Annotated in this window: 27 protein-coding genes and 1 other RNA gene; 16 read left to right on the top strand and 12 right to left on the bottom strand. The window is 42.5% G+C overall.

All coding sequences use genetic code 11. The features are described from left to right. Window positions 1-16 precede the first annotated feature (16 nt). The gene (gene opcR / locus NSS75_RS18195; protein ID WP_044159138.1) at window positions 17-574 is read right to left on the bottom strand and encodes an opuC operon transcriptional regulator OpcR; all 558 of its coding nucleotides are present in this window, start codon (window positions 572-574) and stop codon (window positions 17-19) included. A gap of 263 nt (window positions 575-837) precedes the next feature. On the opposite strand from opcR, the gene opuCA reads away from it, so the two are divergent. The 6 genes from opuCA to NSS75_RS18165 all read left to right on the top strand — a co-directional run bounded on the left by opuCA (window position 838) and on the right by NSS75_RS18165 (window position 5,396). Continuing rightward, window positions 838-1,977, top strand: a complete 1,140-nt coding sequence (gene opuCA / locus NSS75_RS18190) for an osmoprotectant ABC transporter ATP-binding protein OpuCA (protein ID WP_101859940.1) — start codon at window positions 838-840, stop codon at window positions 1,975-1,977. A gap of 21 nt (window positions 1,978-1,998) precedes the next feature. Continuing rightward, window positions 1,999-2,652, top strand: coding sequence for a glycine betaine/carnitine/choline/choline sulfate ABC transporter permease OpuCB (opuCB, locus tag NSS75_RS18185; RefSeq protein WP_024122875.1), 654 nt, complete (start codon window positions 1,999-2,001; stop codon window positions 2,650-2,652). 64 nt (window positions 2,653-2,716) lie between these two features. Then, the gene (opuCC, locus tag NSS75_RS18180; RefSeq protein WP_185848924.1) at window positions 2,717-3,583 is read left to right on the top strand and encodes an osmoprotectant ABC transporter substrate-binding lipoprotein OpuCC; all 867 of its coding nucleotides are present in this window, start codon (window positions 2,717-2,719) and stop codon (window positions 3,581-3,583) included. A 17-nt stretch (window positions 3,584-3,600) separates the two neighbouring features. Then, entirely contained in the window at window positions 3,601-4,290 is a 690-nt protein-coding gene (opuCD, locus tag NSS75_RS18175) for a glycine betaine/carnitine/choline/choline sulfate ABC transporter permease OpuCD (RefSeq protein WP_339234268.1), read from the top strand. A 219-nt stretch (window positions 4,291-4,509) separates the two neighbouring features. After that, window positions 4,510-4,782, top strand: a complete 273-nt coding sequence (sdpR, locus tag NSS75_RS18170; RefSeq protein ID WP_024122872.1) for a sporulation delaying system autorepressor SdpR — start codon at window positions 4,510-4,512, stop codon at window positions 4,780-4,782. After that, window positions 4,779-5,396: an SdpI family protein gene (locus NSS75_RS18165; protein WP_024122871.1), complete on the top strand. Its 618-nt coding sequence runs from the start codon at window positions 4,779-4,781 to the stop codon at window positions 5,394-5,396. Before sdpR ends, NSS75_RS18165 begins: the two co-directional genes overlap by 4 nt. 52 nt (window positions 5,397-5,448) lie before the next feature. Here NSS75_RS18165 and sdpC read toward each other — a convergent pair whose 3' ends face one another. The 4 genes from sdpC to NSS75_RS18145 form a co-directional block, all read right to left on the bottom strand. Then, window positions 5,449-6,063: a sporulation delaying protein SdpC gene (gene sdpC, locus NSS75_RS18160; protein ID WP_024122870.1), complete on the bottom strand. Its 615-nt coding sequence runs from the start codon at window positions 6,061-6,063 to the stop codon at window positions 5,449-5,451. Window positions 6,064-6,105: 42 nt separating this feature from the next. Beyond that, window positions 6,106-7,077: a sporulation-delaying protein SdpB family protein gene (locus NSS75_RS18155; RefSeq protein ID WP_024122869.1), complete on the bottom strand. Its 972-nt coding sequence runs from the start codon at window positions 7,075-7,077 to the stop codon at window positions 6,106-6,108. Then, on the bottom strand, window positions 7,074-7,553 hold the full coding sequence (gene sdpA, locus NSS75_RS18150) for a sporulation-delaying system protein SdpA (protein ID WP_188323822.1): 480 nt from the start codon (window positions 7,551-7,553) through the stop codon (window positions 7,074-7,076). The genes NSS75_RS18155 and sdpA overlap by 4 nt, the downstream gene beginning before the upstream one ends. A 214-nt stretch (window positions 7,554-7,767) precedes the next feature. Then, window positions 7,768-8,301: a GbsR/MarR family transcriptional regulator gene (locus NSS75_RS18145; protein ID WP_188323309.1), complete on the bottom strand. Its 534-nt coding sequence runs from the start codon at window positions 8,299-8,301 to the stop codon at window positions 7,768-7,770. A gap of 284 nt (window positions 8,302-8,585) precedes the next feature. Here NSS75_RS18145 and opuBA point away from each other — a divergent pair, with 284 nt between their 5' ends. Genes opuBA through opuBD form a run of 4 tightly spaced genes read left to right on the top strand, consistent with a single transcriptional unit; the run spans window position 8,586 to window position 12,027 of the window. After that, window positions 8,586-9,731: a choline ABC transporter ATP-binding protein OpuBA gene (opuBA, locus tag NSS75_RS18140; protein ID WP_198098023.1), complete on the top strand. Its 1,146-nt coding sequence runs from the start codon at window positions 8,586-8,588 to the stop codon at window positions 9,729-9,731. Window positions 9,732-9,745: 14 nt separating this feature from the next. Further along, on the top strand, window positions 9,746-10,399 hold the full coding sequence (locus NSS75_RS18135; protein WP_095713009.1) for an ABC transporter permease: 654 nt from the start codon (window positions 9,746-9,748) through the stop codon (window positions 10,397-10,399). 11 nt (window positions 10,400-10,410) lie between these two features. Further along, window positions 10,411-11,331, top strand: coding sequence for a choline ABC transporter substrate-binding lipoprotein OpuBC (gene opuBC / locus NSS75_RS18130; RefSeq protein ID WP_198098022.1), 921 nt, complete (start codon window positions 10,411-10,413; stop codon window positions 11,329-11,331). 15 nt (window positions 11,332-11,346) lie between these two features. After that, entirely contained in the window at window positions 11,347-12,027 is a 681-nt protein-coding gene (gene opuBD / locus NSS75_RS18125) for a choline ABC transporter permease OpuBD (protein ID WP_024122863.1), read from the top strand. A gap of 45 nt (window positions 12,028-12,072) precedes the next feature. Here opuBD and NSS75_RS18120 read toward each other — a convergent pair whose 3' ends face one another. The 4 genes from NSS75_RS18120 to rghR all read right to left on the bottom strand — a co-directional run bounded on the left by NSS75_RS18120 (window position 12,073) and on the right by rghR (window position 15,173). Beyond that, the gene (locus tag NSS75_RS18120) at window positions 12,073-13,773 is read right to left on the bottom strand and encodes a HAMP domain-containing methyl-accepting chemotaxis protein (RefSeq protein ID WP_339234256.1); all 1,701 of its coding nucleotides are present in this window, start codon (window positions 13,771-13,773) and stop codon (window positions 12,073-12,075) included. Between the two features lie 126 nt (window positions 13,774-13,899). Next, window positions 13,900-14,226 (bottom strand): catDE operon transcriptional regulator CatR, encoded by a 327-nt coding sequence (gene catR, locus NSS75_RS18115; protein WP_010331897.1) that lies wholly within the window; start codon window positions 14,224-14,226, stop codon window positions 13,900-13,902. A 91-nt stretch (window positions 14,227-14,317) separates the two neighbouring features. Then, the gene (locus NSS75_RS18110) at window positions 14,318-14,737 is read right to left on the bottom strand and encodes a helix-turn-helix transcriptional regulator (protein WP_024122861.1); all 420 of its coding nucleotides are present in this window, start codon (window positions 14,735-14,737) and stop codon (window positions 14,318-14,320) included. 28 nt (window positions 14,738-14,765) lie between these two features. Continuing rightward, complete coding sequence (rghR, locus tag NSS75_RS18105; protein ID WP_024122860.1) at window positions 14,766-15,173, bottom strand: transcriptional repressor RghR; 408 nt, start codon at window positions 15,171-15,173, stop codon at window positions 14,766-14,768. Window positions 15,174-15,324: 151 nt separating this feature from the next. Here rghR and NSS75_RS18100 point away from each other — a divergent pair, with 151 nt between their 5' ends. Then, on the top strand, window positions 15,325-15,558 hold the full coding sequence (locus NSS75_RS18100) for a helix-turn-helix transcriptional regulator (protein WP_024122859.1): 234 nt from the start codon (window positions 15,325-15,327) through the stop codon (window positions 15,556-15,558). A 43-nt stretch (window positions 15,559-15,601) separates the two neighbouring features. Here the strand turns inward: NSS75_RS18100 and NSS75_RS18095 are convergent, their stop codons facing one another. Further along, window positions 15,602-16,366 carry an alpha/beta hydrolase gene (locus NSS75_RS18095; RefSeq protein WP_105953907.1) on the bottom strand — a complete coding sequence of 255 codons (765 nt, stop codon included), beginning with the start codon at window positions 16,364-16,366 and terminating at the stop codon, window positions 15,602-15,604. A 152-nt stretch (window positions 16,367-16,518) separates the two neighbouring features. On the opposite strand from NSS75_RS18095, the gene secG reads away from it, so the two are divergent. The 5 genes from secG to ssrA all read left to right on the top strand — a co-directional run bounded on the left by secG (window position 16,519) and on the right by ssrA (window position 21,127). Continuing rightward, entirely contained in the window at window positions 16,519-16,749 is a 231-nt protein-coding gene (gene secG, locus NSS75_RS18090) for a preprotein translocase subunit SecG (RefSeq protein ID WP_003220028.1), read from the top strand. A gap of 131 nt (window positions 16,750-16,880) precedes the next feature. Beyond that, the gene (locus tag NSS75_RS18085; RefSeq protein WP_127696470.1) at window positions 16,881-17,621 is read left to right on the top strand and encodes a carboxylesterase; all 741 of its coding nucleotides are present in this window, start codon (window positions 16,881-16,883) and stop codon (window positions 17,619-17,621) included. An 18-nt stretch (window positions 17,622-17,639) separates the two neighbouring features. Further along, a complete protein-coding gene (gene rnr, locus NSS75_RS18080; RefSeq protein ID WP_216393867.1) occupies window positions 17,640-19,976 on the top strand; it encodes a ribonuclease R in 2,337 nt (778 codons plus the stop codon). A gap of 143 nt (window positions 19,977-20,119) precedes the next feature. Beyond that, entirely contained in the window at window positions 20,120-20,590 is a 471-nt protein-coding gene (gene smpB / locus NSS75_RS18075; RefSeq protein ID WP_010331890.1) for an SsrA-binding protein, read from the top strand. 174 nt (window positions 20,591-20,764) lie between these two features. Continuing rightward, window positions 20,765-21,127, top strand: a transfer-messenger RNA (tmRNA) gene (gene ssrA, locus NSS75_RS18070). A 672-nt stretch (window positions 21,128-21,799) separates the two neighbouring features. Here ssrA and NSS75_RS18065 read toward each other — a convergent pair. Further along, window positions 21,800-22,315: a hypothetical protein gene (locus tag NSS75_RS18065; RefSeq protein ID WP_339234247.1), complete on the bottom strand. Its 516-nt coding sequence runs from the start codon at window positions 22,313-22,315 to the stop codon at window positions 21,800-21,802. Between the two features lie 127 nt (window positions 22,316-22,442). Next, complete coding sequence (locus NSS75_RS18060) at window positions 22,443-22,643, bottom strand: hypothetical protein (RefSeq protein ID WP_339234245.1); 201 nt, start codon at window positions 22,641-22,643, stop codon at window positions 22,443-22,445. Between the last annotated feature and the right edge of the window lie 464 nt (window positions 22,644-23,107).

Raw genomic sequence — 23,107 nt, 5'->3', positions numbered from 1 at the left:
TAGAAAAGCAGTTCCCTTACTTCAGGGAGCTGCTTTCAGCTGTTTTCGGCACGTATTCAAATACTTCTTCACTCTCAAAAAACTCAATTAAGCGGCTCAGCCAATCATAGTAATGAAGCCATTCTCTTAATTCATTCAGCAGCTGATTGACTTTCTCTTCGGCTTCTCGGGGAAGCTCGTCCCTTTGTAAAAGATCCGTCAGCTCCCGGTTTAATTTTTTGTACAGCACTTTGTTTTTGCTCACGACCTTTGTCCAGTTCGCCGCAAATAAAGATATGAAGGTTTGATAATAATCCTGCTCTACGTCGTAAAGATCTTTTCTTACGCCTTTTTCAAACACCTTTTCGGCAATGTTGGCATCAATCATTTCACGGACGACCTGGCTCATCCGTGTTTTGCTCATGCCTGTTGCTTCTGACAGCTCGCTTAACGTCATCGGTTTTCGATTCATATAAATAATCCCGAGCACACGCCCGACAGTAGAAGGCATTCCAAACGTATGCATGTTTTCGGCAATCTTCTCGATGAGATGCTCTTCAGCATGTTCAATGATGTCGAGAGCAGTTTTTTCCACAGCTGATCATCCCTTCAAATGGCAATTGATGGTGTCAATATATCATATTTCTGCCAGTTGTTGAAAACAGCTGTATGCGGAGGAAGCGAGAGGTATCCGGCGTAATTGTAAGAACACCCTCTCTGCCTGAGTCATAACAATAAATAATCTGTAAATAACATATAATTTCAACACATTGTAAACTTTTTATTTTACAAAGTTCAAATTATAATAAAGATTATACTTTTCAGAAAAATTAACGGAAACCTGCGGAGGTGCACGGATTGCTGAAATTAGAACAAGTGTCAAAAGTATATAAAGGCGGCAAAAAAGCTGTGAACAGCATTGATTTAGATATTGCCAAGGGCGAATTTATCTGTTTTATCGGCCCGAGCGGCTGCGGAAAAACGACGACGATGAAGATGATTAATCGATTGATAGAACCGTCGTCAGGAAAGATCTTTATAGACGGAGAAAACATAATGGAACAGGACCCGGTTGAACTGCGGAGAAAAATCGGCTATGTGATTCAGCAGATCGGTTTGTTTCCCCACATGACCATTCAGCAGAACATTTCACTCGTTCCGAAACTGCTGAAATGGCCTGAAGAAAAACGGAAAGAACGGGCGAGAGAGCTGTTAAAGCTTGTTGATATGGGCCCTGAATATTTAGACCGTTATCCCCACGAGCTCAGCGGCGGACAGCAGCAAAGAATCGGCGTGCTGCGCGCACTGGCTGCGGAACCCCCTCTCATTTTAATGGATGAACCGTTCGGAGCGCTTGACCCGATCACGCGGGATTCCCTTCAGGAAGAATTTAAAAAACTGCAGAGAACGTTAAACAAAACCATCGTGTTTGTGACCCACGACATGGACGAAGCCATTAAGCTAGCTGACCGGATTGTGATTTTAAAAGCGGGTGAAATCGTTCAGGTCGGCACACCTGATGAGATTCTCAGAAATCCGGCAAATGAATTTGTAGAAGAATTTATCGGGAAAGAGCGCCTGATCCAGACAAGGCCTGAAATTGAGCGGGTTGAGCAGATGATGAACAGAATGCCTGTCACGGTTACAGCGGACAAAACGCTTTCTCAGGCCATTCAGCTGATGAGAGAAAAACGCGTCGACTCGCTGCTTGTTGTAGATGAGCAAAATGTGCTGAAGGGATACGTAGATGTTGAAATCATTGATCAAAACCGCAAAAAAGCGAGCGTTGTTGGTGATGTGTACCGCTCGGATATGTATACCGTGCAAAAAGGAGCCCTTCTCCGCGATACCGTCCGGAAAATCTTGAAGCAAGGAATTAAGTATGTTCCCGTTGTTGATGAAGAGCACCATTTAGCAGGGATTGTGACAAGAGCAAGCCTTGTGGACATCGTATATGATTCCATATGGGGCGAGGAAAACCAGCTAATGACGATCTGATCAGGGGAGGAGCTCTTACACATGAATCAAATGATGACTTTTTTACAGACGAACGGCGGAGAGCTGCTGTATAAAACAGGTGAACATTTATATATTTCTCTTATTGCTGTTGTATTGGGTATTATCGTTGCGGTGCCGCTCGGCGTTCTGCTGACCAGAATGAAAAAAGGCGCAGGCGCGGTTATAGGTGCCGTCAACATTGTGCAAACCTTGCCGAGTCTGGCGATTCTGGCATTTTTTATCCCGCTTCTCGGTGTGGGAAAAGTGCCGGCGATCGTCGCTTTATTTTTCTATTCGGTGCTTCCGATTCTGCGCAATACGTATACAGGCATTAAAGGTGTAAACAAAAATCTGCTTGAGTCAGGAAAAGGGATTGGAATGACCGGCTGGGAGCAGATCCGGCTTGTCGAGATTCCGCTGGCGATTCCGATTATTATGGCAGGCATCCGCACATCCACGATCTATTTAATCGGCTGGGCGACCCTTGCCTCATTTATTGGCGGCGGCGGTCTTGGTGATTACATTTTTATCGGACTGAACCTGTATCAGCCTGAATACATCATTGGCGGTGCTGTGCCGGTTACAATCTTAGCCATTATCATTGATTATTTGCTAGCCGTGACGGAACGAAAAGTGACACCGAAGGGATTGCAAGGGATGAAGGAAGTTTCTTAAGGAGTTGGCTGTATTGAAAACGAAAAAAATCAGATGGATCGGCGCGCTCGCTTTCGCCTTTGTCATGCTGCTGAGCGGCTGTTCTCTGCCGGGACTTGGCGGCGCCTCACAAGATACGATCAAGGTCGGGGCGCAAAGTATAACAGAATCAGAAATTTTAGCGAATATGATTGCGCAGCTTATTGAACACGATACGGATTTAAATACGGCTTTAGTCAAAAATCTCGGATCAAACTATGTTCAGCACCAGGCGATGCTCGGCGGTGACATTGACATATCCGCCACACGCTATTCTGGCACGGATTTAACGAGCACCCTCGGAATGGAGGCGGAGAAGAATCCGGAAAAAGCGCTGAACTTTGTACAGAAAGAATTTGACAAACGTTTTAAATATAAATGGTTTGATTCTTACGGGTTTGATAACACATACGCCTTTACCGTAACAAAAAAGTTTGCGGAAAAGGAGCATGTAAACACCGTGTCTGATCTGAAGAAAAACGCTTCTGAATATAAGCTGGGGGTCGACAATGCCTGGCTGAAACGGAAGGGCGACGGATATAAAGGTTTTGTCAGCACGTATGGATTTGAGTTCGGAACAACCTATCCGATGCAGATCGGACTTGTTTATGACGCAGTCAAAAACGAGAAAATGGACGCCGTTCTTGCTTATTCCACAGACGGCCGGATTAAGGCGTATGATCTCAAAATCCTAGAAGACGATAAACAGTTTTTCCCGCCGTATGACTGTTCGCCGGTGATTCCGGAAAAGGTGCTTAAGGAACATCCGGAGCTTGAAGGCATTATTGATAAACTAATCGGGAAGATTGACACGGAAACCATGCAGGAGCTCAACTACGAAGTGGACGGCAAACTGAAGGAGCCATCTGTTGTGGCAAAGGAATTTTTAGAGAAACATCATTATTTTGACTAAGAAAAGAGGCAGACCAAATGGAAGTATTACAGCAGCTTTGCACTTACTATTCGCAAAACGGTAGTTATGTGCTGCAAGAGTTTTACCGCCATTTTCTGATGTCGGTGTACGGCGTTTTGTTTGCGGCCATCGTCGGCATTCCGCTTGGCATCCTGATTGCCAGATACAGAACATTAAGCGGCTGGGTTTTCGCCGTCACGAACGTGATCCAGACGGTGCCGGCGCTCGCCATGCTGGCCGTGCTGATGCTAGTGATGGGGCTTGGCGCGAATACGGTCATTTTATCGTTATTTCTTTATTCACTGCTGCCGATCATCAGAAATACGTACACAGGCATTGTCAGCATTGAACATGCCTATCTTGAATCCGGAAAAGCGATGGGTATGACAAAGTTTCAAGTGCTGCGGATGGTCGAGCTTCCGTTGGCGCTTTCTGTTATTATGGCCGGCCTCCGCACCGCGCTCGTCATTGCTATCGGCATTACTGCCATCGGGACATTTGTCGGCGCCGGAGGCCTTGGAGACATCATCGTCAGGGGATCAAACGCAACAAACGGGACCGCGATTATATTAGCTGGCGCGATCCCGACAGCCCTTATGGCGGTGATAGCTGATTTGGTCATGGGCTGGCTTGAACGCGCGTTAAGCCCGATTAAAAATAAAAAAAGAAACTATATTAAAGCTGAAAGAAAAACCACCTCTATTTAAATAAAACAGGGGTGGTTTTTTTAGTAAACAACCTGTGTTAGTCCCTTTAACCGATACTTTCCAGCGTTGAAGTTAGACAAGTATTTTAAAAAAATCTTCAAATATCAGATGGTTATTGCCAATTTTAAGGTTGTTTTGAGAAAAGTTTCAAGTTATAATAATAATACATTTATACAAACATCTAAATGTCTAAATGTTTTTCGAAAAGGAGAAAACGCTATGAATAATGTTTTCAAAGCTATATCAGATCCAACTAGGAGGAGAATTTTGGATTTGTTAAAAGGAGGGGATATGACTGCGGGAGATATTGCAGAACATTTTAATATCAGTAAACCGAGTATTTCTCACCATTTGAATATTTTAAAACAGGCGGAAGTCATAGCTGACCACCGTAAAGGGCAATTTATTTATTATTCTTTAAATACCACAGTACTTCAAGACTCAATAAATTGGATGCTTAACTTTATAAATAAAGGGGATAACGATTTATGAAGAAAAATATAATTTCCATAATTATTGTTTGTTTGAGTTTCTTGACTTCAATTATATTTTATCAGTACCTTCCGGAAGAAATACCGATACAATGGTCAGGAAATAAGCCGGCTGCCTTTATATCTAAACCTCTAACACTTTTTATTATACCTATTGTTATGCTTATTTATTATCTTACTTTTTATATGTTAACCATTAAGTCAACGCAAAAAAATAAAGCATTGCTTTTTCTAGCTTCTAATAATATGTTAATCCTTTTATATATTTTACAGCTCTCAACCCTTTTAGTAAGTTTAGGATACGAACTGGATATTGATTTAATAATTGGTCTTGCTGTTGGTATCTTTTTAATTATTGGTGGAAATTCCATGCAGTTAGCAGAGCAAAACCATCTTATCGGATTGAGGACACCTTGGACATTAAAAGATGAGACTGTTTGGAAATTGGGTAATCGCTTTGCCTCTAAAGTACTTGTAGCGTGTGGTTTTATCATAGCCATTCTTTCATTTTTTACAGGGGAATATATTATTATGATTATGATTGTGTTAGTGTTGCTAGCATTAGTTATTTCAACGACTGCTTCCTATCTTTATTACAAAAAGTTAAACGGTTAACGTTAAAAAAGTGTCTTGCGGAGTAACCCGCAAGACACTTTTTTTATAATGATTATTGATGAATCAATTTTAGGGTTTTTGCAGCAGCAGCTTCTAGATCAGAATTATTATTAGAAGCTGAAGAGGAATATTTGGCAACGTATTTCCAAACTGCAGTTGTTACGGCGGCAGCGGTTTGCAATGCTACCGCGTTAACGCCTACAACATATAAATATCCAGCTGCTACACAGACGGCATAAAGCCCGCAAGATGGAGTTGCTTTATTGGTAGAGTATTTTACGTTTTGATTTTTCTTGGCATATTTTTGGATAAGTTGATCTGCTTTATTCATATTATCAATGAGTTTTTTAGGGTCTTTACTGTCAATCGATTGTTTCAATTCATCCAGATATTGTGGTTGATCTTTTTTTATAAATTTGACTACATCATTCACTAATTTTTTACCTTCTGTACTATTCGCCTCTTTTACGAGTTTAGGGTCCAAATCGCTAGAAATTAATTTACCAACCTCTCCTTGGCCAAATAAAAGTCCTCTAAAGTAATCTTCTCCAGAAAATGTATTGTTTTCTTTAGCAGATGTACTTGACTCCTTAGAGAATCCTACTAATGAAAAAACCAATATCGTCACCATGGAAACAATCAATAGCCTAAGTAATTTACTTTTCAAATTATTATACCTCCATTAAGTTATTTCTCCATTATCTAAATATTAGTTATGAAACAATTTTGTAAGGAACTTGACTGATTCACCTCCTAATCTTTTGAAATTCCTTTTTCCTTTTACGGATATATATTTAAATAAAGGAGAACACCAATTCAAATTGATATTTTGTTGTATAGGATGTAGATATATAATTAATGCAGATATCATGATTAAGCCGAAACTTACAATACCGATGCTGATTATTATCCCTATGTGAAATATTATTCCTAATATTAATGCAATTTTTTTTATTCTGATATTAGAAACTATACTTGCTGCTAAGAACAGCTCAAAAATAGTTACTAACCAAGTGATGACAACAATATAGTTGCTTTCAAGCAGTGGATTCAATAAATTAAGTTGATAATCAGGCAATCCAAAAACAGGATCAGAAAAGAAATAATAAATTGCTGTCCCTTCAGCCCACTCTTTATTTTTCAAGCGCTCTAAAGCTGCATTTAAATAGATTACAAAAACTTGAATTTTAATTATTGTCACTAAATAAAATAATACTATCTTCTTTGTGAAAGATTCATAATTGATATCTATTATTTTCCAATGATTTTGCCTTGAATCTAATAATGTAACAGGAAATAAAAGAAATGAAAGAACAGTTGCAATTTGTTCACCGCCATCAATAGTTAAAGCTGAAGTTTGAATGCTATAGCAAATATACCAGTGGAAAAAACCGGTAAATCTAGGCCTCCATCCTATAACCACTAAAGCTAATATAAAAATCATTAAGTATCTTATAACCTCAAAACTGATGCTATATTTGTTAGCAAAACAAAAGGCAGTGGGAATATAGACATTTTCACACGTGACATTATTTGCACTATAACTAAATAAAATATCAGCACTATTAAATACTAAAACTAGTAATGTTGAGAAACCAAGTAAACTTCTAGAAAGTGCATATGTATTTTTCCATGGATTATAGGTGTCAATATAACCTTCGAAACTATTTAATATTTTCATATTATTTTTACTTTTAGCACCTTTCTTTCAAAAGAGGTAGTTTGTTTAAAATCTATCCAATACCATGAGAGTGGCTTTTGTCGGTATATAAGGTACTCTCCTTTGCTAAGATGTGTATAGTCCTTGCTTTTTTTTACTTCAATAGGCTTCATTTGTCTCTCTAAATTTGTGCAGGAAGTGTTGTTTTCACATGTTTTCCAATTCTTTGGTTCGATATTCTCAACAATTTTGCCTAATTCTATTGCCTGAACTCTTCCTTCTCTTTTTATCCCGAAAAAATTATTAGGAAGTGCATTAGGTAACTTTAAATTTTCTTTTGTGTGAAACGAAATGTTTTCTTCAGTAGGGCTTTTACTATAAAAGCCAAAGCCTTGGGGAGACAATTGTTGCAAAAAATTTTTTTTAAACAGTGGATTCTGAGGTGAGATATTACTAAAGTAATAGGAAGAAAGTGAAAGGAAACATATAGTCGTTATAGTTATAATTGCTCTTTTTTTGATTTGGGTTACCTCCTTTAAGCCAATCTAATCATTTCAAAAAGATTATATAATAACTAGTAAGAATAATCAACATAAAATGGATAATAAACAAAATATTGTAAATTATATTTGGTTTTGTTTTGTGGGAAAAATTTGATATTTAAAATTTGTATTGTACGTAAAGTTCCCAATATCAATTTTGGGAACTTCTTTACGGTTTCGGCACATATTTAAAAATCTCTTCACTCTCAAAAAACTCAATCAGACGGCCGAGCCAATTGTAATAGTCGAGCCATTCCTTTAATTCCTTCAACAGCTCATTCACCTTTTCTTCCGCTTCAGGAGAAAGCTCTTCATCCAAGATACTGAGCAGCTCCCGGTTGAGTTTTTTATGCATCATTTTATTTTTGCTGACGACTTTGCTCCAAGTGGCTGTAAACAGAGTGATAAAGGTTTGATAGTAATCCTCTTCAACATCGTATAAGTCTTTTCGCACGCCCTTTTCAAACACCTTCTCGGCGATGTTGGCATCGAGCATGTCCCGCACGGCCTGGCTCATTCGCGTTTTGCTCATGCCGGTCGCTTCTGATAATTCCGTCAGCGTCATCGGCTTGCGATTCATATAAATAATGCCCAGCACACGTCCAACGGTAGAGGGCATTCCAAATGCATGCATGTTTTCCGCGATTCTTTCTATGAGGTGGTCTTCAGTCTGTTCAATTATCGTTAACGGATCTTTCTCCAACAGTTTCAATCCTTTCAGCTAACAATTCCGATGTCAATATACCACATTTTTGATGCGGCGGAAATGCTGTAATCATAGAATTTGGCAGGAAATTGGAGCAATAAGGAGATCATTACCGGTCAATACGGGTAAATCAGGGTTTACACATACTTTATAAATAATATGAACAAATTGTAAACTTTTTATTTTATAAACTTTATTCTATAATGGGAAGCATTCAATTATCTGAAAAATTAAATATGAACTGAACGAATTGAATGAATTTAATTTTGGAGGTGCGATGTTTGCTGACATTAAAAAATGTCTCGAAAACATATAAGGGCGGAAAAAAAGCTGTGAACAGCGTGAATCTGGAAATTGAAAAAGGTGAATTTATCTGTTTTATCGGTCCAAGCGGCTGCGGAAAAACGACAACGATGAAAATGATTAACCGATTAATTGAGCCGTCAGCCGGTCAGATTTTTATTGACGGCGAGAACATGATGGAACAGGACCCGGTAGAACTCAGGCGTAAGATCGGCTATGTCATTCAGCAGATCGGACTGTTCCCCCATATGACCATTCAGCAGAACATATCACTTGTGCCTAAGCTGCTGAAATGGCCGGAGCAGCAGCGGAAAGAACGTGCGCGTGAGCTTTTAAAATTGGTTGATATGGGACCTGAATATTTAGACCGTTATCCTCATGAATTAAGCGGGGGACAGCAGCAGCGAATAGGTGTATTACGGGCACTTGCCGCGGAACCGCCGCTTATCTTAATGGATGAACCGTTTGGGGCGCTTGACCCGATTACGAGGGATTCCCTTCAGGAAGAATTTAAAAAACTGCAAAAAACCTTACATAAAACCATCGTATTTGTTACCCATGATATGGATGAAGCGATTAAGCTAGCAGACCGGATCGTCATTTTAAAAGGCGGAGAGATTGTGCAGATCGGAACGCCTGATGATATTCTGAGAAATCCGGCAAACGAATTTGTTGAGGAGTTTATCGGCAAGGAGCGCCTGATTCAGTCATCAAGTCCTGATGTTGAGCGGGTTGATCAAATTATGAGTACACACCCGGTGACCATTACGGCGGATAAAACGCTCTCTGAAGCGATCCAGCTGATGAGGCAGGAGCGTGTCGACTCGCTCCTGGTTGTAGATGACAGCCATGTTCTTCTAGGCTATGTAGATGTGGAAATCATTGATCAATGCCGGAAGAAAGCCGAGCTCGTAGGCGAGGTCCTGCATCAAGGCATCTACACCGTCTTGGGCGCAACACTGCTGCGGGATACAGTACACAAAATTTTAAAACGGGGTGTAAAGTACGTGCCGGTTGTAGATGAAGACAGCCGTTTAATAGGAATTGTGACGAGAGCGAGCCTGGTTGACATTGTGTATGAGTCCATCTGGGGAGAAGAAAAACAGCTCGCAGTATTGTCATAGGGAGGTTGTCAGACATGAATCATATCATTGAATTTTTGCAAACCAACGGAGGCGAACTGCTTTATAAAACATATGAGCATATCACCATTTCTCTCATCGCCGTCATTTTAGGCGTGGCTGCCGCTGTGCCTCTTGGGATTGTGCTTACCAGAATGAAAAAAGGAGCCGGCACCATTATCGGCATTGTGAATATCATTCAGACGCTGCCCAGTCTGGCAATCCTCGCTTTCTTTATCCCGCTCTTGGGAGTCGGAAAAGTTCCGGCTATTGTGGCCTTGTTTTTCTATTCCGTTTTGCCGATCCTGCGCAACACGTATACCGGGATTCGCGGCGTTAACAAAAATCTGCTTGAATCAGGAAAAGGCATCGGGATGACGGCAGCTGAACAAATCCGCCTCGTGGAACTGCCGCTTGCCGCGCCCGTCATCATGGCGGGGATCAGAACATCCACGATTTATTTAATCGGCTGGGCGACGCTTGCATCTTTTATCGGAGGCGGCGGATTGGGCGATTACATTTTCATCGGCCTGAATTTATATCAGCCGGAATATATCATCGGAGGAGCGGTTCCCGTCACGATATTGGCGATTGTCATTGATTATGTGCTGGCGTTGACGGAACGAAAAATCACGCCTGCCGGACTGCAGGGAATGAAGGAAGTTTCATAAGGAGGCTGCTCATGAAAAGAAAACATCTTAAATGGCTGAGCGGTTTTACGCTCGCAGTAATGCTGATGCTAAGCGGCTGTTCGCTTCCCGGGCTCAGCGCCGCTTCAGACCAGACCATCAAAATCGGCGCGCAAAGCATGAGTGAATCAGAAATCATCGCAAGCATGCTTGGCCAGCTGATCGAACACCATACGGATCTAAAAACAACAACCATTAAAAATCTTGGCTCCAACGCGGTGCAGCAGCAGGCCTTGATGAACGGAGAAATCGATATTGCGGCCACAAGATATACAGGTGACGCGCTGACAGGCACGCTGAGGATGAAACCTGAAAAAGATCCGGACAAAGCGCTGGCGCTGACACAGCAGGAGTTTAAAAAAAGATACGATTTAAAATGGTATGACTCCTACGGGTTTGATAATACGTATGCCTTTACCGTCAGCAAGAAGCTTGCAGACCAATATCATTTAGAAAATGTATCAGACGTCAAAAAATGGGCGCCGCAATTAAAGCTGGGCGTCGATAATTATTGGATGAAGCTTAAAGGGAACGGCTATCAGGATTTTACGAAAACCTACGGCATGACATTCGGCGGCACGTATCCGATGCAGATCGGGCTTGTGTATGACGCGGTGAAAAGCGGAAAAATGGACATTGTCCTCGCTTACTCCACGGACGGGAGGATCAAGTCCTATGATCTCAAAATGCTAAAGGATGATAAACAATTTTTCCCTCCGTACGACTGCTCTCCTGTTGTTCCGGAACAGGTGCTTAAAGAACATCCTGAACTGGAAGGCATCATTCAGAAAATGATCGGAAAAATCGATACAGCCACGATGCAGGAGCTTAACTATGAAGTCGACGGTAACCTAAAAGAACCGTCTGTCGTTGCCAAGGAATATTTGCAAAAGCATCACTACTTCGAATCGTGAAAGGGGGATTGACCAATGAATGTACTTGAACAGTTAATGACGTATTATGCACAGAACGGCAGCTATGTAATGGAAGAATTCGGCCGCCATTTTCTCATGTCGGCTTACGGCGTCTTGTTTGCTGCTGTCGTCGGGGTTCCGGTCGGCATCCTCATTGCGCATTTCCGCCGCTTGTCAGGATGGGTATTCGCCGTAACAAATGTCATTCAGACGATTCCGGCGCTCGCCATGCTGGCAGTCCTGATGCTTGTCATGGGGCTCGGCGCAAACACAGTGATTTTATCATTATTTCTGTATTCCCTGCTACCGATTATCCGAAACACGTACACAGGCATTGTCAGCATTGAACACGCATACTTAGAATCAGGAAAAGCGATGGGGATGACGAAATTCCAAGTTCTTCGGATGGTTGAGCTCCCGCTCGCGCTTTCTGTCATTATGGCAGGCCTTCGAACGGCTCTCGTCATCGCTATCGGCATTACAGCAATCGGCACATTTGTCGGCGCCGGCGGCCTTGGGGATATGATCGTCCGCGGGTCAAACGCCACAAACGGAACGGCGATTATTCTAGCCGGCGCGATTCCGACTGCGGTGATGGCGGTTGCGGCTGATTTGCTCATGGCTTGGGTGGAGCGGGCGTTACATCCGGTCAAGAAAAAAAGAACCAGGGTGAGACGTATTCAAACAGCTGCATAAGAACAAAAAAAGAGGCTTGGATGATTCCAGCCTCTTTTTTCTTATTTAAATTGTAAACTGATCCATTTTCTCATTAAGTTCGTTCGCCAAACGCTCAAGCTCCTCAGCATTTTGAAGCACTTGATCCATTGAATGGGCGGATTGTTCGGTAATGGAAAATGTTTCTTCAATGCCGGCGGCGGATTCTTCAGAAACGGAGGCGATATTTTCAATCGATTGGTTAATTGTGATCGATTGGTTTGTTAACTGCTTTAATCCGTCCGTTACTTCCTTAATACTGTCCGCTACATAGGTGACCGATTGCTTAATGTTCTGCATGGCCTGTCCGGTGTCAGTCAGGTTTTCAGTACCTTTTTCTACTTCGGTAAAGCTGCTTTCCAGGTATTGAATGACAGTGTTGATTTCCTGCTGTGTGCCGCCAACTATTTTAGTGATATCCTGAACGGAGTCAGATACGCCATCTGCGAGCTTTCGGACCTCCTCAGCCACAACGGCGAAGCCTTTGCCGCTTTCTCCTGCGCGGGCTGCCTCAATTGCAGCATTAAGTGACAATAAGTTCGTTTGCTCGGCAATGCCGTTGATGACCTGAACAAGCTTGTTGATGTCCTGAGAATGCTGTTCCAGCGATCTCACTTTATGAACGGCCTCCTGAACGATATGATGGATTGTTTTCATTTGCTGCACTGACGTATCCATATTTTCGTTTCCGTTTACGGCGAGTTCGAGAACGTTTTGAGACGTATCGCTGATCGTCATGCCGTGATTGTAGGCTTTATCAATGCTTTCTGTAAATTCATTCATTGATTCGGCGATTGTCACAGCGTCTTGCGCCTGCTGCTCGGAGCCTTCAGCCATTTCGTTCATCGTTTCGGTAATATGCCTGCTGCCGGTTCTTGTTTCATTCGTTGCAGTGGTCAGCACCTGTGATGAAGAAAGCACGCGGGTGGAGATTTCTTTTGAATATCCGACGATATCTCTTAAATTCCCTACCATTTTCTGAAGCGCTTCGTTCAGATCGCCAAGCTCGTCTTTTGAGGCCAGCGGCTCTATGTCATTTGACAGATTGCCCTCGGCGATTTCATTCGCAGATGACTTCATTCGAATAATCGGTTTTACAATGCTGCGATTGATATAAAGCCAAATACATATGCTGATGGCGATGGAAGCTGCCAGAAGCAAAGCCGTGTAAATGAGGCCTTTATAATAAACGTCCTTGGTTTCTTTCACCGCCGTGTTGCTGCCTTCTTTATTAAAGTCAACCAGTTCAGTGATTGATTTTTTCATATCCTCAAAGCTTGCTTCAGTCTGTACCAATAAACCCCTTGCTTTATCTATATCATTCGTGCGTCCGCTCTCTAAAATCTGGTTATGAATATTCGTATATGAGTTGACTTCAGTCTTGAGCTGTTCGAAAATGCTGCGTTCTTTGTCATTAGAGATTGTCTTTTCGTAGTTATCAAGCTTTTCATTGATATCCTTAAGGATCTGGTTCATATCTTGGTCCAGCGTATCCATTTTATCTTTGTCTGTATAAATCAGGAAATCCTTTTCCTTAGAGGAAAGGTGCTCTGTCAAATAATTAATAGATGTAATTTCTTTAATGCCGTCTATCCATTTCGTGTTGATTTCATCTGTCTTTTTGATGATGTGCTGCATATTGAAAGCGCCTATTCCGCCTATAAGCAGATTGATGAGGATCAGTGTCAAAAATACCAGGCTGAATTTGCGGGAAATCGTCAGTCGCATTTACGTGTTCTCCTTTTAAAAAAGTGATGTGATGTACTATATATCGGCTGAAAAATTGTTTTTTCACCTGGAAATAAAAAATAAAAAACGGCTCTTCTCTCCGTGGAGATAGAACCGTTTTAGCAATTACATATGAAAGGAAGGGTCAATCCATTCAGTCGCCCATTTGGAGATTTCACCCAGAATGGGCGCTAACGCCATTCCTTTGTCGGTTAATGAATATTCGATGCGAACCGGAGTTTCGGGGATGACGTCCCGCTTAACAACTCCTTCAAGCTCAAGTTCTTTCAGCCTTTCTGACAGAACTCTGCCGCTTAGATTTGGAAGTGCTGCTTCTATTTCGCTAAATCGCTGCTGGCCGTTCAACAGTTGAAAAACGATTAAAGCAACCCAGCGTTTGCTCAAGATGTCGACTGCTTTTTCAAATCTAGGACACATTTCTGATTGGTTCATACTTTTCACCTCGTCTGTCATTATTATAACGCAAATAACGAGGGAACGTATGCATGCGTGATTGATAAAATGCGGAAAGAGATGCAGAAGATTACGTGGAAGAGGAGCGTTTTTTCGCTTCGGAAGCTAAAAAATCGAAGTATTTGCTGAGATTTTCAATATCCTGCTTGGAGAGATGCCGCCATTTTTCGCTGTTAAAAAGAGACAGGTTCTCCGTTCCTCGAGTGACAGCCGTCTGATAAATCGCATAAATAGACTGATAGCTTTCCGAAGCCTCTCGAATTTCTTCAGGAAAAGCGGTAATGTGCCCTGCGGCTGCCATCAGGTTTTCGTGCGGTATTTTCAGCACCGCTGCGAGCTTTTTTATGGTCGCGGGCTTTGGTGTGCCGCGCTTGCCGTTTTCTATTTTTGAAATGGTCGCTGAGCTGATGCCCGAGTACACCGCAAGCTGGTTTACTGTCAGTTTGCGGGCGCGGCGCAGCGCCCTTAATTCCTGTCCGAATGTTGACATGATGATCGCCTCGCATTTCTGGAAAGAGTTATTGATCAGCAGATCGTTTTTTGGCTTCGTCTGAAATAAAAGAGAAATAATGATCCAGCATGAGCAAATCCTCTTTGTTGAGATACTGCCATTTTTCACTCTCAAGAAGGGCAAGATTTTTCAGGTCATAAGCCTCCGCCTTTTCAAGCAGCTGGCACTTCGTTTCATAAGGCGCTCTGGCTTCATGAATCTCTTCGATATATCCCGCTTTATACATAAGCCCTTCATAAGGAATTTTTAAGGCCTCCGCCAGTTTTTTGATGGTGGCAGGTTTAGGAACGCCGCGTTTGCCGTTTTCAATTCTGGAGATGCCGGCCGCGCTTACACCGGAATAAGTCGCCAGCTGGTTGACTGTCAACTTTCTCTCCTCACGCAATGCCCGTAATTGTTCGCCGAAGCTTTCCATATGTCTCACCCCGTCCCTCACTGTTACTCATATTTTAGTATGTTTATTGACTAAAGGGAATAGGTAGGCTGGAAATGTATTGACAAAAGTTAACATACGCCGTAATGTAAATGTATAGAAAAAGTTTTTTCATGAACGGAAGGTGAGGAAAGTGCCAGTAGAAAAGATACAGATTAGACGTGATTATGTATTGCAGTATATGGTCAATAACGATTATTCCCTCAATCAGCTTGCGCTGGAAATCGGAGTCTCACCCGCCACACTGAGCCGTGTGCTGAATGGAGAAAGACGGCCGGGGCAGCTTGTGATCGGAAAAATGCTTCACTATTTTGACTTGAAGTTTGAGGATCTTTTTTACTATGATTTCGTTGACAAAAGTCAATAACTTAAGAACGCCTGGGGAACCAAGCGTTTTCTAAGCCTTATCATCAATGTGTCAAAACAAAACCCGTCACAAGTTCATTGCATGTTTTCCATTGTTTTGTCGGCAGCTGATGGCCCTGGTATTCCAGCCTGAAAAATTCAGCGTGGCTGCATGCTTTCCGGTAATAGCCTGCATGTGTAAAGGTCCAGTCGCGCAGGCCGCCATACATAAACAGCATCGGCATGTTAAAACGGGGCAATTGTTCAAGGCAGCTGTAGCGGAGAGAATCCCGATAATATTGATACCAATGGCCGAGGTCAGCTTTTTTCATATGATTCGTTAATAGATTTCGGAGCTGTCTGTTTTTCGTATGGCTGCTGGCGATAATTTTCATCAGCATGCCGGGACTTTTTTCAAGAAGATACATTCCCATTTTGTGAAGCTGCTGACCGGCCATGGTATGAACAGCGGGGTACGCGCCGGCCAACACCAAATGAGATACTTTGTCCGGCCGGGTGAAGCCGATGTGCTGTGCAATTAAGCTGCCGGCGGAATACCCGAATACTGCAGCCTGATCAATGTGCAAACGATCCATAAATTGCACGATCTCGTTTGCGTAATAGGAAATCGAGATTTGCTGGTCTGCATGATCGCTGTCGCCATGTCCGCTTAAATCGGGAAATATCACCCTGAAATGATCCGCCAGAAGGCGCTGATAATAAAAAACCTTGCGTCCCATGCCCGGCGGGTGAATAAAAATGATAGGGATTCCCTGTCCATATTCCTCATAATATAGATGTTTCTTATTGACTGTGCTGATGATCGGCATTGTTGTTCTCCCTTTTCGCTCAATTCATACGAATAGGCTAACCAAAACAAAATGTCTTATCCGGTCTTTTGGCGTCTGATACGGCGTGACATGCCAAACCTTTTCATGTAAAATAGAAGTAATGTAGGCCAGTGAGTCTGGAGGTGTAAGGGATGCACGCGGTTTTGATTACCTTATTGGTTATCGTCAGTATTGCACTTATTATTGTCGTTTTGCTTCAATCCAGTAAAAGCGCCGGATTATCTGGTGCGATTTCAGGCGGAGCGGAGCAGCTCTTCGGGAAACAAAAAGCAAGAGGTCTTGATTTGATTCTGCACCGCATTACGGTTGTGCTGGCAGTCTTGTTTTTCGTGTTGACGATTGCGCTTGCTTATATCCTATAGGGCAATGTTTGTATAAGGTCTGATGTAAAGTCAGGCCTTTTTCACGTTTCTGGCTGATATTCAGAGCGTTTTTTTCTTATCAAACTGTGGAAAACTAAAATGGTCGTGCAGAAAGAAAGGGAGAAATGAGCATGAAAGTTGTGACACCAAAACCATTTACATTTAAAGGCGGAGACAAAGCGGTGCTTTTGCTGCACGGCTTTACAGGGAATACAGCAGATGTGAGAATGCTGGGACGTTATTTGAATGAACGGGGCTATACGTGCCACGCGCCTCAATATGAAGGACACGGCGTTCCTCCTGAAGAATTGGTACATACGGGGCCTGAAGATTGGTGGAAAAACGTCATGGATGGCTATGAATATTTAAAATCTGAAGGCTATGAGGACATTGCTGCCTGCGGACTGTCGCTTGGCGGGGTTTTTTCGCTGAAATTGGGTTACACTGTACCCATAAAGGGAATTGTCCCAATGTGCGCGCCAATGCATATTAAGAGTGAAGAGGTCATGTATCAGGGCGTCCTTTCATACGCTCGCAATTACAAAAAGTTCGAGGGGAAAAGCCCGGAGCAAATTGAAGAAGAAATGAAGGAATTCGAAAAAACGCCGATGAATACCCTTAAGGCGCTGCAAGACTTAATTGCCGATGTGCGAAACAATGTCGATATGATTTATTCACCGACATTTGTGGTGCAGGCCCGTCATGATCACATGATTAATACCGAAAGCGCAAATATTATTTACAACGAAGTGGAAACTGATGAGAAACAGCTGAAATGGTACGAGGAATCAGGCCATGCCATTACGCTCGACAAAGAACGTGACCTCGTCCATCAGGATGTGTATGAATTTTTAGAGAAGCTCGATTGGTAATCAACAGGAGGTCGGATAATGGAAAAAGAAGCATTTATGGATAAGCTTCTCTCGTTTATGAAGGAAGAGGCGTACAAGCCTCTGACTGTTCAGGAACTTGAGGAGATGTTACAGATTACGGATGCCGAGGAATTTAAAGAGCTCGTCAAAGCGCTGGTTGCGCTGGAGGAAAAAGGGCTTATCGTGCGGACGAGAAGCGACCGCTACGGCATTCCGGAAAAAATGAATTTAATTAAAGGAAAGCTTTCTGCGCATCCGAAGGGATTTGCCTTTTTGCTGCCTGAGGATACGTCGTTAAGCGATGTGTTTATTCCGCCTAATGAGCTGAATACAGCTATGAACGGCGATATTGTAATGGTACGCCTGAATTTGCAGTCAAGCGGCTCCAGACAAGAGGGTACCGTCATTCGTATTTTAGAAAGAGCGATTCAGCGGGTTGTCGGAACCTATACAGAAACAAAAAACTTCGGTTTTGTCATTCCGGATGACAAAAAAATCACAAGCGATATCTTCATTCCTAATAGCGGGAAAAATGGCGCGGCTGAAGGGCATAAGGTGGTTGTTAAACTGACCAGCTATCCTGAAGGCCGAATGAATGCAGAGGGTGAGATTGAATCCATTCTCGGCCATAAAAATGATCCGGGCATTGATATTTTATCAGTCATCCATAAGCACGGACTGCCGGGTGAATTCCCTGCCGATGCAATGGAACAGGCGACAAGCACGCCTGATACGATTGATGAAAAAGACCTGATAGACCGCCGTGATCTCCGTGACCAGGTCATTGTCACCATTGACGGAGCGGACGCGAAGGACTTGGATGACGCGGTTACAGTGACAAAGCTGGATGACGGCAGCTATAAGCTTGGCGTTCACATTGCCGACGTCAGCCATTACGTGACTGAAAACTCGCCGATTGACAAAGAAGCGATGGAAAGAGGAACGAGTGTGTATTTGGTTGACCGTGTGATTCCGATGATTCCGCACAGACTGTCAAACGGTATTTGTTCATTAAATCCGAAGGTTGACCGCCTGACACTTTCTTGTGAAATGACCATCAACAGTCGGGGAGAAGTCACAGAGCACGAAATCTTCCAAAGCGTCATCAAAACAACGGAAAGAATGACATATTCCGATGTGAATCAGATTCTTGTTGATGATGATGATGAATTAAAGGAAAAGTACGAACCGCTCGTGCCGATGTTCAAAGACATGGAGCGGCTGGCAGAAATTCTTCGCGAAAAGCGGATGAACCGCGGCGCCGTAGATTTTGACTTCAAAGAAGCAAAGGTGCTTGTCGATGAAGAAGGCGCGGTCAAAGACGTTGTGATCAGAGAACGCTCAGTCGCCGAAAAACTGATTGAAGAATTTATGCTTGTTGCGAACGAAACCGTTGCAGAGCATTTCCATTGGATGAACGTTCCGTTTATTTACCGGATACACGAAGAGCCTAATGCTGAAAAACTGCAAAAGTTTTTAGAGTTTGTGACAACATTTGGCTATGTTGTAAAAGGAACGGCGGGAAATATTCATCCGCGCGCGCTGCAGAGCATTCTTGACGCTGTTCGTGACAGACCAGAGGAAACAGTGATTTCTACTGTCATGCTACGTTCCATGAAGCAGGCGAAATACGACCCGCAAAGCTTAGGGCACTTCGGCCTGTCAACAGAATTCTATACCCATTTCACATCGCCGATCCGCCGTTATCCGGATTTAATCGTCCACAGATTGATCAGAACGTACTTAATCAACGGCAAGGTCGATGAAGCGACACAGGAGAAGTGGGCTGAACGGCTTCCGGATATCGCTGAACATACTTCATCAATGGAACGCCGTGCAGTTGACGCAGAGCGTGAAACAGATGATTTGAAAAAAGCGGAATATATGCTTGATAAAATCGGTGAAGAATTTGACGGCATGATCAGCTCTGTGACAAACTTCGGGATGTTTGTCGAGCTGCCGAATACAATTGAAGGACTCGTCCACGTCAGCTTTATGACGGATGACTATTATCGCTTTGACGAGCAGCACTTTGCGATGATCGGCGAGCGGACGGGAAATGTGTTCCGCATCGGGGATGAAATTACAGTTAAAGTCGTTGACGTCAATAAAGACGAGCGCAATATTGACTTCGAAATCGTCGGTATGAAAGGCACCCCGCGCCGTCCGAGAGAAATGGACAGCCGCAGCCGAAAACGCGGAAAACCTGCCAGAAAACGCGTTTTAAGCACAAATACGCCTGTATCTCCTGCTCCTTCCGAGGAAAAAGGAGAGTGGTTCACAAAGCCGAAGAAGAAAAAGAAAAAACGCGGCTTTCAAAACGCACCGAAGCAGAAACGGAAAAAGAAGAAATAGCAGCTCAACCAGCAAATAGGGCCGCAGCGCTCTATTTGCTTTCTTTCGGAAACAGCTTTTCATTGTAGCCATGCGTGACATTTGGTAAAATAGAGCGTATCGCAAAGGTGGACAGTTTTTCCTTAGTGAGAGGAGGTTCTGGCATGCCGAAAGGGTCAGGAAAAGTATTATCTCAAAATAAAAAAGCCAATCACGATTATTTTATAGAAGAAACATATGAAACAGGCATTGTATTGCAAGGAACAGAAATCAAAGCGATTCGCGCCGGACGCGTGAATCTAAAAGATTCCTTCGCCAAAATCGAACGGGGAGAAGTATTTCTCCACAATATGCACGTCAGCCCGTATGAGCAGGGAAACCGCTATAACCACGATCCGCTCCGGACGAGAAAGCTGTTAATGCACCGCAAGGAAATTAACAAGCTGATCGGCTTAACGAAGGAAAAAGGTTATTCTCTCGTTCCGCTCAAGCTGTATTTGAAAAACGGCTTTGCCAAAGTTCTTCTCGGTCTGGGTAAAGGGAAGAAAAACTATGACAAACGTGAAGATCTGAAGCGCAAGGATGCGAAGCGTGAAATTGAAAGAGCGTTCAGAGACAGTCAAAAAGGGTTCTAAAAGCATAACGCTTGATACTGAAATCCAGCCTGTGCTATACTGATTTCACGATGAGATGACACGGTCTTTTCTTGAAGGATTTGTCAATTGAAATGAGCCGTGATCATGTTATAATAAGAATGTAGCCAGTTTGAGTGAGAGCTTGATATTTCTCCCGTATTTCCCTTATAACAAGGGGACGTTACGGATTCGACAGGGATGGATCGAGCTTGAGCTGCGAGCCGAGAGGCGATCTCGTAAACACGCACATAAATATAACTGGCAAAACTAACAGTTTTAACCAAAACGTAGCATTAGCTGCCTAATAAGCGCAGCGAGCTCTTCCTGACATTGCCTATGTGTCTGTGAAGAGCACATCCAAGTAGGCTACGCTTGCGTTCCCGTCTGAGAACGTAAGAAGAGACAAACAGACTAGCTCTCGGAAGGCCCGCCCGCAGGCAAGAAGATGAGTGAAAACACAAATATGCAGGCTACGCTCGTAGACGCTTAAGTAATCGATGTTTCTGGACGTGGGTTCGACTCCCACCGTCTCCATACATACTTTGAAACCGCAGTGCTATCAAAGCTTCTAAAGCTTTCGAGGGCCCTGCGGTTACTTTTTGGTAACACTTTTAAAATTTTTCGTTTTCCATGAAGCCAATAACTTCATGTTGTGCAGACGGGTAAAGGTGACTATACCTGTTCAATGCCATGACCAATGGATTGCATTTTTTATTGATCAAGTATGATGCATGTGAAGTCTGAAGTCGTGGAGCACTATTTTTTTAACCCCTGATTTTCTAAGGTATTTTTCGTAGCGTCTATCAATTGCGCTAGTCGCTATGCTATCGTAAAAAGAACCAAAAATCCTATAATCTGATTTTACTGGCGCTGTGTTTTCAGCGCTATTTTTTATGTCTTTTAAAAGAGACAGTTACTCTATCGACTCTATCTGAACCTGCATGTGAATTTTATCCTTAATCTCAATTATTCGGGAGATGCAATTGAGATGCTATGGGAGGTTTGTGGCTTAGTGTTAGGGGAGCTGTACACATGAAAAAGAACAAAGGAGGTTAAACAAGCTTGTAGGGGCACTGCGTACTCACTGGTTTTTAGTAAATATACAGTGTTGCCTGAAGCTGGAACTTCATTCTAAGGCGATAATTATATTTTCTGTTTCATAAAGGACCTTACTATAGAAGCCACCTTTAGAGGTGGCTTTGTCATTTATCAATTTTCTTGTGGAGCAATCTTTGCCACTGGAGCACCACAGAGTAAGAAGAATGCAAATACTGCTGGTGGGGAAATTGCTAAACCTATAGTTCCTAGAAATCCTACAACAGTCAACCAATCGCCGTTTTCAATTGCTTTTTGAACTTGATTCAAAGCACCTTTACTTAAGTTAAGTGCATCTTCTAAACATCCTTGAACACTACTGATTTTTACATTCGGATAATTATATTCCTTATTCATATAATTAGCGAAAGCGATCATGCCGTCTTTTTGACCTGTAGTATAAGGAGACTTTTCAAGCTCATCCTCTTTGACTGTATACCCCGTCTCTTTGTCAAAAACTAAAATCTTAGTAAAGATGTACTCAACTTCTGCTACAGATTTTTCAATTTGTTCTTCAGTTAAGCCATCTAAACCGTCCTCCGGATTCAATTGTGTTGCTGAAGCTGCTGGTGCTATTGTGGCAATAGCAAGAAAGAAAACCGATGCCAGAAAAAACCATCTTTTCAACATGTGTGAACTCTCCCTTTTTTGAAATGGTAAAGCAATTCAATAGTAACATACATTTTTTCAAGAAAAAGGGAATTTAATTTAGAATTAACAAAATAGACATAATTGGCAAAATATCGACAGAAGATTGTTACCACAAATGCAAAGCAAGAAACGAAATTGCCCATGCAAATATGCCGAACATTACAAAGAACCTAAGAAAAGTTTCATATTTTGTAAGTTTTCGTTCTCTTTTTGTTTTACCTAATCTCCAATAAAGGGCGTAGCCGGAGAACAATAAAATTATTTGTCCCAGTTGCGACACGGACTCTAAAAATTCTATACCATTCATTGATTTCACCTCTTATTTTATTATCGCAGACGGAAAAACCGTTTCCAACAGTTATATAAAAATTAAGCAATCCGTAATATGTCTAATGGTATAAGAAATGATGTTTCCCTTATCCAGCAGAACCATAAGTGTATAGTAGCAGAATACGTTACGTCCCTCCACTAAAGAAACAGATGTGTTAATAAAAGATAAAAGAGCCAAGTTTTAGGCTCATTCACATTGAAGCTTTATCATTTATTTTTATGATTCGTGTCCTCCTGTCAATTTTGCTCTTTGAAGCGCGTTCCTGCCGGTATGTAAGAAACTGCTCTAAGAATTGCTTTCGATCCATATTTGCTTCTTCTAATATCAACGATTACGAATCCAATCGATAAATTAAGCCCAACTCACACGAGAAGGGCTTTTTAGATTATCCATACTTTCTTTTCTTTATCCCAAGAAAGAGCGCCTTTACGGATCAGCTT

The organism is Bacillus sp. FSL K6-1012, from assembly GCF_037964915.1.
Lineage (GTDB): Bacteria > Bacillota > Bacilli > Bacillales > Bacillaceae > Bacillus > Bacillus halotolerans.
This window is presented reverse-complemented; position numbering and strand designations above follow the sequence as displayed.

Coding starts and splice junctions, on each gene's coding strand:
- NSS75_RS18095 (WP_105953907.1), bottom strand. CDS start 16,366: ATGCCGATCATCAGCACAGTCAATAAGAAACATCTATATTATGAGGAA.
- opuBD (WP_024122863.1), top strand. CDS start 11,347: ATGAATGTACTTGAACAGTTAATGACGTATTATGCACAGAACGGCAGC.
- catR (WP_010331897.1), bottom strand. CDS start 14,226: ATGAACCAATCAGAAATGTGTCCTAGATTTGAAAAAGCAGTCGACATC.
- secG (WP_003220028.1), top strand. CDS start 16,519: ATGCACGCGGTTTTGATTACCTTATTGGTTATCGTCAGTATTGCACTT.
- sdpR (WP_024122872.1), top strand. CDS start 4,510: ATGAATAATGTTTTCAAAGCTATATCAGATCCAACTAGGAGGAGAATT.
- NSS75_RS18110 (WP_024122861.1), bottom strand. CDS start 14,737: ATGTCAACATTCGGACAGGAATTAAGGGCGCTGCGCCGCGCCCGCAAA.
- NSS75_RS18165 (WP_024122871.1), top strand. CDS start 4,779: ATGAAGAAAAATATAATTTCCATAATTATTGTTTGTTTGAGTTTCTTG.
- NSS75_RS18120 (WP_339234256.1), bottom strand. CDS start 13,773: ATGCGACTGACGATTTCCCGCAAATTCAGCCTGGTATTTTTGACACTG.
- NSS75_RS18065 (WP_339234247.1), bottom strand. CDS start 22,315: ATGTTGAAAAGATGGTTTTTTCTGGCATCGGTTTTCTTTCTTGCTATT.
- opuBC (WP_198098022.1), top strand. CDS start 10,411: ATGAAAAGAAAACATCTTAAATGGCTGAGCGGTTTTACGCTCGCAGTA.
- rnr (WP_216393867.1), top strand. CDS start 17,640: ATGGAAAAAGAAGCATTTATGGATAAGCTTCTCTCGTTTATGAAGGAA.
- smpB (WP_010331890.1), top strand. CDS start 20,120: ATGCCGAAAGGGTCAGGAAAAGTATTATCTCAAAATAAAAAAGCCAAT.
- NSS75_RS18060 (WP_339234245.1), bottom strand. CDS start 22,643: ATGAATGGTATAGAATTTTTAGAGTCCGTGTCGCAACTGGGACAAATA.
- opuCD (WP_339234268.1), top strand. CDS start 3,601: ATGGAAGTATTACAGCAGCTTTGCACTTACTATTCGCAAAACGGTAGT.
- rghR (WP_024122860.1), bottom strand. CDS start 15,173: ATGGAAAGCTTCGGCGAACAATTACGGGCATTGCGTGAGGAGAGAAAG.
- opuCC (WP_185848924.1), top strand. CDS start 2,717: ATGCTGCTGAGCGGCTGTTCTCTGCCGGGACTTGGCGGCGCCTCACAA.
- NSS75_RS18085 (WP_127696470.1), top strand. CDS start 16,881: ATGAAAGTTGTGACACCAAAACCATTTACATTTAAAGGCGGAGACAAA.
- NSS75_RS18135 (WP_095713009.1), top strand. CDS start 9,746: ATGAATCATATCATTGAATTTTTGCAAACCAACGGAGGCGAACTGCTT.
- NSS75_RS18155 (WP_024122869.1), bottom strand. CDS start 7,077: ATGAAAATATTAAATAGTTTCGAAGGTTATATTGACACCTATAATCCA.
- opuCB (WP_024122875.1), top strand. CDS start 1,999: ATGAATCAAATGATGACTTTTTTACAGACGAACGGCGGAGAGCTGCTG.